This window comes from Alsobacter sp. P4_H11 (assembly GCF_056400925.1).
Genome location: NZ_JBFUKI010000013.1, coordinates 138,825 through 151,621 on the forward strand (window position 1 = coordinate 138,825; position 12,797 = coordinate 151,621).

At 69.4% G+C, this 12,797-nt stretch carries 13 protein-coding genes; 10 read left to right on the forward strand and 3 right to left on the reverse strand.

Features of this window, described 5'->3' with window-relative positions; genetic code table 11:
- Positions 1–140 precede the first annotated feature (140 nt).
- Positions 141–668, forward strand: a complete 528-nt coding sequence (locus AC1DSZ_RS20795; RefSeq protein WP_476840248.1) for a DUF6101 family protein — start codon at positions 141–143, stop codon at positions 666–668.
- A 355-nt stretch (positions 669–1,023) separates the two neighbouring features.
- On the opposite strand, the gene xseA is transcribed toward AC1DSZ_RS20795, so the two are convergent.
- On the reverse strand, positions 1,024–2,589 hold the full coding sequence (gene xseA, locus AC1DSZ_RS20800) for an exodeoxyribonuclease VII large subunit (RefSeq protein ID WP_476840249.1): 1,566 nt from the start codon (positions 2,587–2,589) through the stop codon (positions 1,024–1,026).
- Positions 2,590–3,286: 697 nt separating this feature from the next.
- On the opposite strand from xseA, the gene purD reads away from it, so the two are divergent.
- From purD to rnhA, 6 genes are all read left to right on the forward strand, one after another.
- Positions 3,287–4,552 carry a phosphoribosylamine--glycine ligase gene (purD, locus tag AC1DSZ_RS20805; protein WP_476840250.1) on the forward strand — a complete coding sequence of 422 codons (1,266 nt, stop codon included), beginning with the start codon at positions 3,287–3,289 and terminating at the stop codon, positions 4,550–4,552.
- 83 nt (positions 4,553–4,635) lie between these two features.
- On the forward strand, positions 4,636–5,541 hold the full coding sequence (locus AC1DSZ_RS20810) for an alpha/beta fold hydrolase (protein WP_476840251.1): 906 nt from the start codon (positions 4,636–4,638) through the stop codon (positions 5,539–5,541).
- 1 nt (position 5,542) lies between these two features.
- Complete coding sequence (locus tag AC1DSZ_RS20815) at positions 5,543–6,703, forward strand: benzoate/H(+) symporter BenE family transporter (RefSeq protein ID WP_476840252.1); 1,161 nt, start codon at positions 5,543–5,545, stop codon at positions 6,701–6,703.
- 44 nt (positions 6,704–6,747) lie between these two features.
- The gene (ispH, locus tag AC1DSZ_RS20820; RefSeq protein ID WP_476840253.1) at positions 6,748–7,740 is read left to right on the forward strand and encodes a 4-hydroxy-3-methylbut-2-enyl diphosphate reductase; all 993 of its coding nucleotides are present in this window, start codon (positions 6,748–6,750) and stop codon (positions 7,738–7,740) included.
- Between the two features lie 4 nt (positions 7,741–7,744).
- Positions 7,745–8,710: a homoserine kinase gene (thrB, locus tag AC1DSZ_RS20825; RefSeq protein ID WP_476840254.1), complete on the forward strand. Its 966-nt coding sequence runs from the start codon at positions 7,745–7,747 to the stop codon at positions 8,708–8,710.
- Positions 8,707–9,189: a ribonuclease HI gene (gene rnhA, locus AC1DSZ_RS20830; protein WP_476840255.1), complete on the forward strand. Its 483-nt coding sequence runs from the start codon at positions 8,707–8,709 to the stop codon at positions 9,187–9,189. The genes thrB and rnhA overlap by 4 nt, the downstream gene beginning before the upstream one ends.
- Before the next feature lie 891 nt (positions 9,190–10,080).
- Here rnhA and AC1DSZ_RS20835 read toward each other — a convergent pair.
- Positions 10,081–10,566: a redoxin family protein gene (locus AC1DSZ_RS20835; RefSeq protein WP_476840256.1), complete on the reverse strand. Its 486-nt coding sequence runs from the start codon at positions 10,564–10,566 to the stop codon at positions 10,081–10,083.
- Positions 10,567–10,661: 95 nt separating this feature from the next.
- Positions 10,662–11,519, reverse strand: coding sequence for a protein-disulfide reductase DsbD domain-containing protein (locus tag AC1DSZ_RS20840; RefSeq protein ID WP_476840257.1), 858 nt, complete (start codon positions 11,517–11,519; stop codon positions 10,662–10,664).
- A gap of 112 nt (positions 11,520–11,631) precedes the next feature.
- On the opposite strand from AC1DSZ_RS20840, the gene AC1DSZ_RS20845 reads away from it, so the two are divergent.
- Genes AC1DSZ_RS20845 through AC1DSZ_RS20855 form a run of 3 tightly spaced genes read left to right on the forward strand, consistent with a single transcriptional unit; the run spans position 11,632 to position 12,797 of the window.
- Positions 11,632–12,252 carry a YqgE/AlgH family protein gene (locus AC1DSZ_RS20845; protein ID WP_188516548.1) on the forward strand — a complete coding sequence of 207 codons (621 nt, stop codon included), beginning with the start codon at positions 11,632–11,634 and terminating at the stop codon, positions 12,250–12,252.
- A gap of 39 nt (positions 12,253–12,291) precedes the next feature.
- The gene (locus tag AC1DSZ_RS20850; protein WP_476840258.1) at positions 12,292–12,516 is read left to right on the forward strand and encodes a hypothetical protein; all 225 of its coding nucleotides are present in this window, start codon (positions 12,292–12,294) and stop codon (positions 12,514–12,516) included.
- Entirely contained in the window at positions 12,513–12,797 is a 285-nt protein-coding gene (locus AC1DSZ_RS20855) for a type II toxin-antitoxin system RelE/ParE family toxin (protein WP_476840259.1), read from the forward strand. The genes AC1DSZ_RS20850 and AC1DSZ_RS20855 overlap by 4 nt, the downstream gene beginning before the upstream one ends.

Consider the following 12,797-nt stretch of genomic DNA (forward strand, 5'->3'; position numbering starts at 1 on the left):
TAGGGAAAACGGCCGTTAACCGGCTCGCAGAACCCCGTTAACCACCCCTTTTAAGCGATTCCGAGACGCTGGGGAGCATGATCGTCGGCAAGTGGTCGGACCCGAAAAACAATGGGCCGCCAGCGTCTTGGGAGACGTCGATGACATGGATGCAGGAGCAGGCCAGCCCTGCGGGCCGCCGCGTGCGGCTCGCAGGGACAGGCCCCGACGAAACACGCCCGGTGCGCTGCCTCGTCAAGGGTCCGCTCGCCGGCATGGCGCCGCTCAACGGCCCGGCGGCGCGCAGCCGCACGGTCGCGCGGGACGCCTCGGGCGTGCTGCTGGCGCAAAGCGACGTGCCGGGCGATTTCTACGACATCCACCTCTGCTACGCTGACGGCAGGCCGATGCAGATCCTCTATTCGGCGCAGGACGACGCCGCCGTGGTGGCGCTGTGGCGCCGCACCGCGCTGGATCTCGGCCTGCCCCTGATGGTGCAGCGCCAGGACGGCTCGGTGCTGCAGCCCTACGAACATTGCGGCCCCGTCGCGATGGGCCTCTTCCGCTACCGCCGCCGCACCGCCCTGCTGCGCAACCGCCGCCCGCGCTTCCTCCAGCGCCGCAAAACCACCTGCCTCCCCGACCGCCCGGTGGTTCACCGCAATCGCGAGATGACCTCGCAGGCGTGAGCTTAGCTCGGCGCGCGCCTTCCCCGCAGGAAGGCTGCGTCTCGAAGGACGAGGGAGATCCAGAGCGCACCGAGATTGAGCTTGCGGGAGTCCCTCGTCCTTCGAGACGCATCGCCAAGGGGCGATGCTCCTCAGGATGAGGGGATTGTTGTTTTGGCCAGCTCACTGGACTGCGATCAACCGCCGAGAAGACTGCCCTGCCTGCCGTTCCCTGCCGTCATTGCGAGCCGGAGGCGAAGCAATCCAGTCTAAAAGCCTGGCCTTTAGGTCTGGATTGCTTCGCTGCGCTCGCAATGACAGCGAGGCGGTGGTGAGAAGGTGGGGAGCCCATCAACCCTTGAAGGATTAGCGCCCTCTAACCGCCGAACAGGCTGCCTTGGCCGGCGGGTTCGGGCGTCTTGGGCTTGGCGGCGCGGGGGCGCGGGTTGTCGCCCGTGACGGCCTTGATTCGGCCATCGGCGAATTCGAGCTCTACGGCGGTTCCGCCTGCAAGGTGGGCGGCTTCGTGGACCAGACCGTCCGGGCCGTGCACCAGCGCGTAGCCGCGGCGCAGGACCTGTTTGTAGTCGTAGCTGTCGAGGAGCTGCACGACGCGCCCGAGGGTTTCGCGGCGGCGCTCCACGGTGGCCGCCACGGCGCGGCCGGGCCGGCCGTCAAGGCGCTCCAGCCGCTCGCGGCGGCGGGCGACGAGCACCAGCAGGGCGCGGTCGGCGCGTTGGCCCAGGGCGGCGATGCGCTCCAGCCGCTGCGCCAGGCGTTGCTTTTCGGCGCGGAGGTTGGCGTCGCGGGCGGCCGCGAGGCGCTTCTCCAGCCCGTCCAGCTTGGCCCGCATGCCGGCGAGGCGGGCTTGCGGCGAGAGGCCGGCCAGCCGCCGGGCGGCGTCAGACAGCCGCGCCTCGTGCCGGCGGGCGTTGGCGGCGAGCGCATGCGCGAGCTTGCCGCCGGCGAGGTCGAGCCGCTGGCGGGGGAGGGCCAGCAGGTCCTCGGGGCCGGGCAGAGCGCGGGACGCGGAGCGCAAATCCGCCTTTCGCCGGTCGAGATGGCGCAGCAGCGCGGCCAGCACGCGACGGCCGAGATCGCCGACATTGGCCATGAGCTCGGCGCGAACCGGAACCGCCATTTCGGCCGCGCCGGTCGGCGTCGGCGCGCGCCGGTCCGACGCGTAGTCGATCAGCGTCCAGTCGGTCTCGTGGCCCACGGCCGAGATCAGCGGGATCATGCTGTCGGCGGCGGCGCGCACCACGGCTTCGTCGTTGAAGCCCCAGAGATCCTCGATGGAGCCGCCGCCGCGCGCCACGATCAGCAGGTCCGGCCGCGCGATCGGGCCGCCCTCCGGCAAGGCGTTGAAGCCCCGGATGGCTGCCGTGACCTCGGCCGCGCTGGTCTCGCCCTGCACGCGCACGGGCCACACCACCACGTGGCGCGGAAAGCGGTCCGCCAAGCGATGCAGGATGTCGCGGATCACCGCGCCGGTGGGCGACGTGACGACGCCGATCACGCCCGGCAGATAGGGCAGCAGCTGCTTGCGCGCCTCGTCGAACAGCCCCTCGGCGGCGAGCCGCTTCTTGCGCTCCTCGATCTGCGCCAGCAGCGCGCCGACACCGGCGGGCTCCAGCGTGTCGATGATGAGCTGGTACTTGGACTGGCCCGGAAAGGTCGTGATCTTGCCGGTGGCGATCACCTCCATGCCCATCTCGGGCCTGAACCGCATCTTGCCCGCCGCGCCGCGCCAGATCACGCCCGCGAGGCAGGACTTGTCGTCCTTGAGGTCGAGATAGACATGGCCGCTCCCATGCACCGTGACCTTGCCGAGCTCGGCCCGCACGCGGACATGGCCATAGGCATCCTCCAGCGTGCGCCTGAGGGCGCCGGAGAGCTCGCTGACGGACCATTCGGGGACATTGGAGACGGGTTCGCTCATGCGCGGGAGCATAAGGGGCGAATCAGCGGGCGGGTAGGGTGGGGGCAGTGCGGGCGCAGCCGCGGTCCTTCCCCCCCGGGAGAAGGTGGCCCGAAGGGCCGGATGAGGGACTAGCGGCGGGGATTGCTGCTCCTCGCCAGTGCTTATCGGCTGGCTTTTAGGCCCTCATCCGTCAGCTGCGCAGACACCTTCTCCCGGGGGGAGAAGGGGGCGGCGGCCCCGCGCCGCGATGCGCCCCCTCTCCCGCGTAGCGGGGGAGGGCAGGGAGGGGGCGGCGCCGCGCCGCATTGGTCGCATTCTGAGTGCGCCCCCAGCGCCCCCTCTGTCGGCTAACGCCGACATCTCCCCCGCTGCGCGGGAGAGAGTCGCCGGTTGCGGAATGGGGGACGGCCCGGCCGGTCCCCTGATTCGACCTCCCTCAGCTCGGCTGCCGCCTCCCCGTTCCGGGGCGAAAGAAAAGCCGCAACTCTCTCCGTCATCCCCGGCCGGAGCGGCACAGCCGCGGAGGGGAAGGGGATCCAGGGCCACCGCCGTCGATGGCGCCCAGTCGCCTGGATCCCCCTTCCCGGCGCTGCGCGCCGCCGGGGATGACGGCGGGGAACTTGCGCTTATTGGCCTCTCATTGCTTTTGCGCTCTTTCCCCTCCCGGGCGGCTTGCTCTAAAGCATCGGCACGATCCAACCCGGCGGAGGCCCTCATGAAAATCCTGCTCATCGGCTCCGGCGGTCGCGAGCATGCGCTGGCGTGGAAGCTGGCCCAGAGCCCCCGTTGCGAGAAACTGTTCATCGCGCCCGGCAACCCCGGCACGGCGCAATGCGGCGAGAACGTTGTGGTGGACGTCGCTGACCACAAGGCCGTGGTGGATTTCTGCCGGCTGATGGGCGTCGGCTTCGTGGTGGTGGGGCCCGAGGCGCCGCTGGTGGCCGGGATCGTGGACGACCTCAAGGCGGCCGGGATCACGGCTTTCGGGCCGGAGCGCGTGGCCGCGCAGCTCGAAGGCTCCAAGAGCTACACCAAGGAGATGTGCCGCGAGGCCGGGGTGCCGACGGCCACCTTCGCGCGCTTCACCCAGCCGGGGCCCGCCAAGGACTACATCCGCGCCCAGGGCGCGCCCATCGTCGTGAAGGCGGACGGGCTGGCGGCCGGCAAGGGCGTGGTGGTGGCCGCCACCGTCGCGGAGGCCGAGGGCGCGATCGACATGATGTTCTCGGGTGGCCTCGGGGCCGCCGGCGAGGAGGTCGTGATCGAGGAATGCATGGTGGGCGAGGAGGCGAGCTTCTTCGCCCTGGTGGACGGCGAGCGCGCGCTGGCGCTGGCCTCTGCGCAGGACCACAAGCGCGTCGGCGACGGCGACACGGGCCCCAACACGGGCGGCATGGGCGCCTATTCGCCCGCGCCCGTGGTGACGGACGCCGTGGCGGCGCGCGTGATGGCCGAGATCATCGAGCCCACGGTGGCGACCATGAAGCGCCGCGGCGCGCCGTTTCGCGGCGTGCTGTTCGCCGGGCTGATGATCACCGCCGAGGGGCCGAAGCTGATCGAATACAACTGCCGCTTCGGCGACCCCGAATGCGAGGTGCTGATGCCGCGCCTCGAGGGCGACCTCGTGGAGCTGCTGCTCGCCACCGCGGAGGGGCGCCTGGGCGACGTGAGCGTCGGCTGGAGCAAGGACGCGGCGCTGACCGTCGTGATGGCCGCGAAGGGCTATCCAGCCAAGCCCGAGACCGGCACGCCGATCCGTGGGATCGAGGCCGCCGAAGCGCTGGAGGGCGTGCGCGTGTTTCACGCCGGCACGAAGGCGCAGCCGGACGGTTCGCTGGTCGCCGCCGGCGGGCGCGTGCTCGCCGTCACGGCGCTGGGCGCCACGGTGGCGGAGGCGAAGGCCCGCGCCTATGAGGGCGTCGCCCGGATCGACTGGCCCGGCGGCTTCAACCGCACCGATATCGGCTGGCGCGCCGTGTAGGCGCTGGACCGCGAGCCTCCTGGCTCGCATCCTTTCCGTCGTCCGAAGCGAGCCGGAGGCTCGCGGTCCACCGGAGGCCCCCAATGTCCGATCTCGCCGATCTCTTCCCCGGCTTCGCCTCCAAGTGGATCAACACGGAGGCGGGCAAGATCTTCGCCCGGGTGGGTGGCGAGGGGCCGCCGCTGGCGCTGATCCATGGGTTCCCGGAGACGCATGTGATGTGGCATCGCATCGCGCCGGAGCTGGCCAAGCGCTTCACCGTGGTGGCGATGGACCTGCGCGGCTATGGCTGGTCCACCGCGCCGCGGGGCGATGGCGGGCGGGACGTCTACTCCAAGCGCGCCATGGCGGGCGACGTGGTGGCGGTGATGCAGGAGCTCGGCCATGTGCGCTTCGCCGCCGTGGGGCACGACCGCGGCGCGCGCGTCGGCTACCGGCTGGCGCTGGACCATCCGGGCCGGGTTGAGCGGCTGGCGCTGCTCGACATCATCCCGACGCTGCTGATGTGGGACCGCATGGACGCCAAGAGCGCCATGCAGGTGTACCATTGGACCTTCCTGGCCCAGCCCGAGCCGGTGCCCGAAAAGGCGATCGGCGGCGATCCGATCCATTGGCTCGACCACACGCTGGCGAGCTGGACCAAATCCAAGTCGCTGGACGGCTTCGACCCGCGCGCACTGGCGAATTACCGGGCCTTCTTCAACAATCCCGACCGCATCCACGCCTGCTGCGAGGACTACCGCGCCGGCGCCACCACCGATCTCGCGCAGGACCGCGAGGACAGGGCGGCGGGCAAGACCATCGATTGCCCGGTCGCGGTGATCTGGGGGGCCGCAGGCATCCCGGCCGCCGGCGCGAGCCCGCTGGACGCCTGGCGCGAGACCTTCGCGCCGAAGGCCGTGGGCGAGGCCGTGGACGCCGGGCACTTCCTAGCCGAGGAGAACCCGCAGGGCGCTCTCGCGGCGCTGCTGCCGTTTCTGACCGCCTGAGATGCGCCCTTCCGTCGTGATCTCGGCCGTCGTGGCGGCTCTGGTGGGCTTTGGCGGCACGCTCGCGATCGTCGTGCAGGCCGCCCGGGCGGCGGGCGCGGACGCCGCGCAGACGTCGTCCTGGGTGACGGGGCTATGCCTCGCCATGGCGGCGACCAGCGCGTTTCTGAGCATCCGCCACCGCATCCCGATCATCACCGCCTGGTCGACGCCCGGCGCGGCGCTGATCGCGGCCTCCACGGTTCCGGTCGGCATGAACGCGGCCGTGGGGGCTTTCCTGCTGGCGGGCGGGTTGATCCTGCTCACGTCGGCGTTCCGGCCGCTGGGCGATCTCATAGGCCGCATCCCCACCGCGGTGGCGGCCGCCATGCTGGCCGGCGTGCTGATCCGCTTCGTGCTCGCCGTGTTCGAGAGCGCCGGCCACGCGCCCGCGCTGGTGTGGCCGCTGGTCGGGCTGTTCCTGGTCGCCCGGCTGGTGAACCCCTCCTGGGCGGTGCTGGCCGTGCTGGCGGCGGGCGGAGCGCTGAGCTACGTGCTCGGCCTCACCGGGCCGATGCCGGCCGGGCTCGGCTTCACCAGCGTGACCTGGATCGCGCCCAGCTTCGAGCCCGCCGTGCTGGTCGGGCTCGGCCTGCCGCTCTTCATCGTCACCATGGCGTCGCAGAACTTGCCGGGCTTCGCGGTGCTGAAGGCCGCCGGCTACGCCGCGCCGGCCCGCTCCATCCTGGGCGTCACCGGCCTCGCCTCGGTGCTGACCGCGTCGCTCGGCGCGCACACCAGCAACCTCGCCGCCATCACGGCCGCGCTCTGCACCGGCCCGGACGCGCATCCCGATCCCGACAAGCGCTGGATGACGGGGCCGTTCTACGGCGCGACCTACCTCGTCTTCGCGGCCTTCGGTGCCTCGCTGGTGGCGATCTTCGCGGCCCTGCCGGGCGATCTCGTGAAGACCGTCGCGGGCCTCGCCTTGCTGGGTCCGCTGATGGGCGCGCTCGCGGCCGCGCTGGGCGACGAGCAGCGCCGCTTCGCGGCCGTGCTGACCCTGGTGGTGACGGCCTCCGGCTACGCGGCGTTCAGCATCGGCTCGGCCTTCTGGGGCCTCGCGGCCGGCCTCTTGGCGCTGGCGCTCGACGCAGCCGCCCGGCGCTGGCGCGCGCGCTAGCGTCCCGCCTTGACCTCGCCCCGCCTCGCCCCCACAAGAGCCCCATGGCCGCCGACACCCCGCCCCTGACCAGCCTGTCCCCCAAGCCGCCCCTCACGGTGCTGCTCTGCGCCCCGCGCGGCTTCTGCGCCGGCGTGGTGCGGGCCATCGACGCGGTGGAGCAGGCGCTGCGGCTCTATGGCCCGCCCGTCTATGTGCGCCACGAGATCGTGCACAACAAATATGTGGTGGAGGGCCTGCGCCGCAAAGGCGCGGTGTTCGTGGACGAGCTCTCCGAAATTCCCGAGACGACCGCGCCCGTGATCTTCTCCGCCCACGGCGTCGCCAAGGCGGTGCCGGCCGAGGCCGCCGAGCGCCGCTTCTTCGCCGTGGACGCCACCTGCCCGCTGGTCACCAAGGTGCACCGCGAGGCCGAGGTGCACTGGAAGCGCGGCCGCACCGTGGTGCTGGTCGGCCATTCGGGCCACCCCGAGGTGGTCGGCACCATGGGGCAGTTGCCGCCCGGCGCGGTGCTGCTGGTGGAAACCGTCGCGGACGTCGCCAGCCTGGCGCCGCCCGACCCGCAGACGCTCGCCTATGTGACGCAGACCACGCTGTCGGTGGACGACACCCGCGAGATCGTGGACGCGCTGCGCGCCCGCTTCCCGGCCATTGTCGCACCCCACAAGGAAGACATCTGCTACGCGACCACGAACCGGCAGGAAGCCGTGAAGGTGGTGGCCCCCAAGGTCGACGCCATGCTGGTGGTCGGCTCGCCCAACTCCTCCAACTCGCAGCGCCTCAAGGAAGTCGCCGAGCGGGCCGGCTGCCCGGTGTCGCGCCTCGTGCTGCGCGCCGAGGACATCGACTGGACACTCTTCGGCGCCATCGGCGCGCTGGGCGTCACGGCTGGCGCCTCCGCCCCCGAGGTGCTGGTGGAGGAGATCATCGACGCCTTCGCGGAGCGCTACGACGTCACGGTCGAGACCGTCTCGACGGCCGACGAGAGCGTGTTCTTTCCCCTGCCGCGCGAGTTGCGCGGCGCAGCCGCGGAGTAGGCTGGTGGCGGTCTACACCGACGTCTCGGACGAGGAACTCTCGGCCTTCGTGGCGAAGTACGACATCGGCGGCCTCCTGGCCGCCAAGGGCATCGCCGAGGGCGTCGAGAACTCCAACTACCTGCTGCACACGCAGAAGGGCTTCTACATCCTCACGCTCTACGAGAAGCGCGTGCGCGAGGAGGACCTGCCCTTTTTCGTCGGCCTGATGCAGCACCTGGCGGCGGGCGGCCTCAATTGCCCGGTGCCGGTGCGCAATCGTGACGGCGAGGCGCTGGGCCGGCTCGCCGGCCGCCCCGCCTGCATCGTCACCTTCCTGGACGGCATGGGCGTGCGCCGCCCCGGCGTCGGCCACTGCATGGCGGTGGGCGAGGCGCTGGCCCGCCTGCATCTCGCAGGCGCCGACTTCCCCATGCGCCGCGCCAATGCGCTCTCGGTGGGCGGCTGGCGGCCGTTGTTCGAGGCCGCCGAGGCGCGCGCCGACACGGTGACCCCTGGCCTGCGCGAGCACACCGCCGCCGCGCTGGCCGCGCTTGAGCGCGATTGGCCCACTGGCCTGCCGGAGGGCGTGATCCACGCGGATCTCTTTCCCGACAACGTGTTCTTTCTCGGCCCGCAGCTGTCCGGCCTGATCGACTTCTACTTCGCCTGCACGGACGCGCTGGCCTACGACCTCGCGATCGGCCTCAACGCCTGGTGTTTCGAGAATGACGGCTCCTACAACATGACCAAGGGCCGCGCGATGATCACCGGCTACGAGCGCATCCGCCGCCTGGAGCCCGCCGAGGTCGAGGCGCTGCCGACGCTCTGCCGCGGCGCCGCGCTGCGCTTCATGCTCACCCGGCTGGTGGACTGGCTCAACGTGCCGCCCGGCGCGCTGGTGCGCCCCAAGGACCCGCTGGAATACTACCGCAAGCTCCGCTTCCACGAGCGCGCCGCCTGCGCGACCGACTACGGGCGCACGCCATGACGGACGCCGCCGCCACCCCGGACCGCGTCACCATCTACACGGACGGCGCCTGCAGCGGAAACCCCGGCCCCGGCGGCTGGGGCGCACTGCTGGTCGCGGGCGACAAGAAGAAGGTGATGAAGGGCGGCGAGCCGCTCACCACCAACAACCGCATGGAGCTGATGGCCGCCATCATGGCGCTGGAAGCCCTGAAGCGCCCCTGCGTGGTCGACCTCTGGACCGACAGCCAATATGTCCGCCAGGGCGTCACCACCTGGATCCACGGCTGGAAGCGCAACGGCTGGAAAACCGCCGACAAGAAGCCCGTGAAAAACGCCGAGCTCTGGCAACAACTCGACGCCGCGCGGGGCAAGCACACCGTGCAGTTCCACTGGGTGAAGGGCCACGCCGGCCACACCGAGAACGAGATGGTCGACGGCTTGGCGCGCGAGGGCATGGCGCCGTTTTTGCCGAAGAAACGCGGCGCGGCAGGCGGCTGAGGCCGTGCCGGCCGGGGCCGTCATCGGTTCAATCGCATTACGCTCAACTCTTTCCGTCATCCCCGGCGGCGCGAAGCGCCGGGAAGGGGATCCAGGGCAGCCGCGCCTTTGCTCTGGATCCCCTTCCCGACCTGCTGCGCAGGTCGCCGGGGATGACGGCCCATAGCGGGAGCAAGGACTTGCGACGGCGGGGCCGCCCTCCCGTCATTGCGAGCGACAGCGAAGCAATCCAGTCTAGAGGCGGGGCAGCTAGACTGGATTGCTTCGCCTCCGGCTCGTTCGTTTACAATCTGCCAGTGCAAACTTAGGGCTGGGTTCTAATATTAAGGTCAATGCTCGTCGTCTGACGCTGTCCGAGGCATCCACGATTACGCATTATCTCCAGCACTGCCATTTGCTGTGCAAGCGTCGCGTACCTATTGGATAGCAACCGAGCGCCTGCCTCGCAGGGCGTTAGTGGCGGCGGCGGCTCTTTCACCGTCTCGCATGCGGTTAACAACATCATCGCTGCAACGGCCCCAAATTTGGCAACTTGGCTATGAACAGTTTCCAGCAAAACTAGGTCCTCACAATTGACTACCATATGATAACACTGAAATATTTAAAAAGAACAACTTTAAAGCTAGCATGTATCAAAATCTGTGAACAAATTTCAGATTGGCAGTTCCACGTTCGGCTCAGCAGACACAGTCACGCATGCTCCGAAGGTTTTTATGAGCCCACTTTCTCGAAGCCCGTAATGCGAAACTCCGTCCCGTGCTGTCGTGGCCGGCGAGTGTGGATTGAGCGATCGTCGCAGCGCTAAAGCTATCGTGTTCCGCGCTGTGGCCTAGTTGTCGTGCGTACAACTCTCTCCCGCCCCGCGGGAGAGAGTTGGGCCGGACACTCAGCTCAGAGCTGCTTCAGCAGGTTCTCGGCGCCCGAGACGTCCGCCTTGGAGGGCGAGTCCTCGACGTTGACGGCGCGCACGATGCCGTCGTCGACGATCATGGAGTAGCGCTGCGAGCGAGTGCCGAGGCCAAAGCCCGTGCCGTCGAGGGCGAGGCCGAGGGCCTTGGCGAAGTCGCCGTTGCCGTCGGACAGGAACTCGATCTTGCCGGAGCCGCCGGTGGACTTGGCCCAGGCGTCCATCACGAACACATCGTTCACGCCCGTCACCGCGATGGCGTCCACGCCCTTGGCGAGGATCTCGTCGGCCTTCTCGATGAAGCCCGGCAGGTGGTTCTTGTGGCAGGTAGGTGTGAAGGCGCCCGGCACGGCGAAGAGCACGACCTTGCGGCCCGAGAAGATCTCCTCGGTGGTCTTGGCGGCCGGGCCGTTCTCGGTCATGACGCGGAACGTGGCCTGGGGCAGGGTATCGCCGACTGCGATGCTCATCGAAAACTCTCCTGGGGATCTCGGGCGCGGCCCGGACATGATGCTCAGCGCAGGGGCCGGGCGGGGAACCCGCCCTGCGTCATGACGGCCTAGATCTAGTGCGGCTTGATCGTGGCGTCGAGATGGGCTTCCACGGCCTTGTCGCTCGCCGTCAGCGTAACGGTGAGCGGCTGGCCCGCCAGCCTGGCGTCCGCCGGCCGCGCCTCCACGGAAAGCCGCCACGTGGCGCGACGGACATCGCCTTCGACTGTCTCGGTTGTGAGCGCCGGAACGCCGAACAGCCAGTCGGCCGTGGGGCCCTCGACGAAGATGTCCGTGGCCGCGCCGGCGGGCGTCAGCGTGGTGGCCAGCACTGCCTTGTCGTCCGGCGTCGGCTCAAGGCCGGCGATCGCCGGGGCCTCGCGGTCGCCGATTTTGCCGGGCTTGGGCGTGCGCGCGACGGCGTCGCGGACGCTCGACGCGAAGGGGGCGAGCAGGCCGCCCAGCGGCAGCGTGGCCTCGCCGTTCACCGGAATGCAGATCTGCTCGCAGACCGCATAGTCGAGCTTGAGGTCGAGCTTCGCGGGTTTGGCGGGATCGGTCAGCGTCACCCGCACGGGCAGGAGCGCGTTGTCCTTGTAGCCGATCGACGACCCGGCGACGTCCTGAAAACGCGTCGGCGCGGGCCAGAGCACCTCGACGTGCTTCACGTTCTCCGAGCGCGCCCAGTCGAAGCTCGGCGGCAGGCCGGAGTCGCCCGGCATGCGCCAATAGGTCTTGAAGTGGGGATCGAGCCGGATCTCGACGCCGGCGAGGCGCTGGCCGGGCTTGTCGCCCGCGCCGCCGTCCACGAGACGGAACGAGGCGTGGAAGCCAGACTGCCAGTCCGACGCGCCCGGCGAGGCGGCCAGCGACGGAGCAGCCGCGCATGCGCAGGCGAGCAGCAGGGCGGAGGCGGAGCGAAAAAGCGTCATCCGCCTCTCATGCCAGAGCCGCCCGCGCTCGCAAAGTGACGAGACGGTGATGGGCCCTTGGAACGGCGCGCCCGGGCCCGCGTTGGCTTCGGAGGCAAATGGGCATACGATCATGTTCCTTGAAACCATCGAGAATTCCGTCGCGATGACGTCCCGCGGCTTCCTGGACGGGCAGATGCTGATCGCAATGCCGGGCATGCCGGACGAGCGCTTCGCCCGCACGGTGATCTATGTCTGCGCGCACTCGCCCGAGGGCGCGATGGGGCTGGTGATCAACCAGCCGGCGCCGAACATCGAATTCCCGCATCTTCTCGAGCAGCTCGAGATCATCACGGCCGACAGCGGCATCAAGCTGCCGGAACGCGCCGAGCGCTTCAAGGTGCTGAAGGGCGGCCCGGTGGAGACCGGCCGCGGCTTCGTGCTGCACTCGTCCGATTTCTTCATCGACAAGTCGACCCTGCCGATCGACGACGGCATCTGCCTCACCGCGACCGTCGACATCCTGCGCGCCATCGCGACAGGCGGCGGCCCGCGCGACGCCATCCTGGCGCTGGGCTACGCCGGCTGGGGCGCGGGCCAGCTCGAAACCGAGATCAACGAGAACGGCTGGCTGCACTGCGAGGCCGACCCGCAACTGCTGTTCGACGGCGGTTTCGAGACGAAATACGACCGCGCGCTGCGGAAGATCGGCGTCGATCCCGCGATGCTGTCGACCGAGGCCGGGCACGCGTGAGCGTTAGACAGCTGCGTGATATATGCTAAGATGACCCGCATGGGAAAAATCGACGCTGCTCTCCGCGCTTGGGAAGATCTGGACGAGTCCGAGAAGGACGCGTTCGAGGCGATCATCTACAATCAGCGGCTGCCACAAGGCGATTTGCTGTCTGCTGAGCAGCGCGCCGAAGTTGAGGAACTGGCCGCGCAGCTCGAGGCCGGGACCCTCGAATTCGCCACTGACGACGAGGTCGAGCGCTTCCGGGCCAAGTACAAATCGTGAGGCTCAGGTTCGGAAGGCGGGCCCTCCGCCAACTGGACCGCATCCACGACTACATCGCTGCAAACGATGCAACCGCAGCGATCAAAGTTATTGACGACATCTATGCAACGTTAACGCTTCTGATTAGTTTTCCCGAGATTGGCCGTCGCAGCGTTACACCCGGTCTGCGGGAGTGGATCATCCCCGGCTTGCCTTACGTCGCGGTGTATCGCGCGAGCCCAGCAACACGCTGGATCGAGATTGTCGCCGTCTACCACAACGCCCAGAACCGCCCCCGCTAG

Bases quoted from the DNA above. Each gene is read 5' to 3' on its own strand.
- AC1DSZ_RS20795 (WP_476840248.1), top strand. From the start codon at position 141: ATGACATGGATGCAGGAGCAGGCCAGCCCTGCGGGCCGCCGCGTGCGG.
- xseA (WP_476840249.1), bottom strand. From the start codon at position 2,589: ATGAGCGAACCCGTCTCCAATGTCCCCGAATGGTCCGTCAGCGAGCTC.
- purD (WP_476840250.1), top strand. From the start codon at position 3,287: ATGAAAATCCTGCTCATCGGCTCCGGCGGTCGCGAGCATGCGCTGGCG.
- AC1DSZ_RS20810 (WP_476840251.1), top strand. From the start codon at position 4,636: ATGTCCGATCTCGCCGATCTCTTCCCCGGCTTCGCCTCCAAGTGGATC.
- AC1DSZ_RS20815 (WP_476840252.1), top strand. From the start codon at position 5,543: ATGCGCCCTTCCGTCGTGATCTCGGCCGTCGTGGCGGCTCTGGTGGGC.
- ispH (WP_476840253.1), top strand. From the start codon at position 6,748: ATGGCCGCCGACACCCCGCCCCTGACCAGCCTGTCCCCCAAGCCGCCC.
- rnhA (WP_476840255.1), top strand. From the start codon at position 8,707: ATGACGGACGCCGCCGCCACCCCGGACCGCGTCACCATCTACACGGAC.
- AC1DSZ_RS20835 (WP_476840256.1), bottom strand. From the start codon at position 10,566: ATGAGCATCGCAGTCGGCGATACCCTGCCCCAGGCCACGTTCCGCGTC.
- AC1DSZ_RS20840 (WP_476840257.1), bottom strand. From the start codon at position 11,519: ATGACGCTTTTTCGCTCCGCCTCCGCCCTGCTGCTCGCCTGCGCATGC.
- AC1DSZ_RS20845 (WP_188516548.1), top strand. From the start codon at position 11,632: ATGTTCCTTGAAACCATCGAGAATTCCGTCGCGATGACGTCCCGCGGC.
- AC1DSZ_RS20850 (WP_476840258.1), top strand. From the start codon at position 12,292: ATGGGAAAAATCGACGCTGCTCTCCGCGCTTGGGAAGATCTGGACGAG.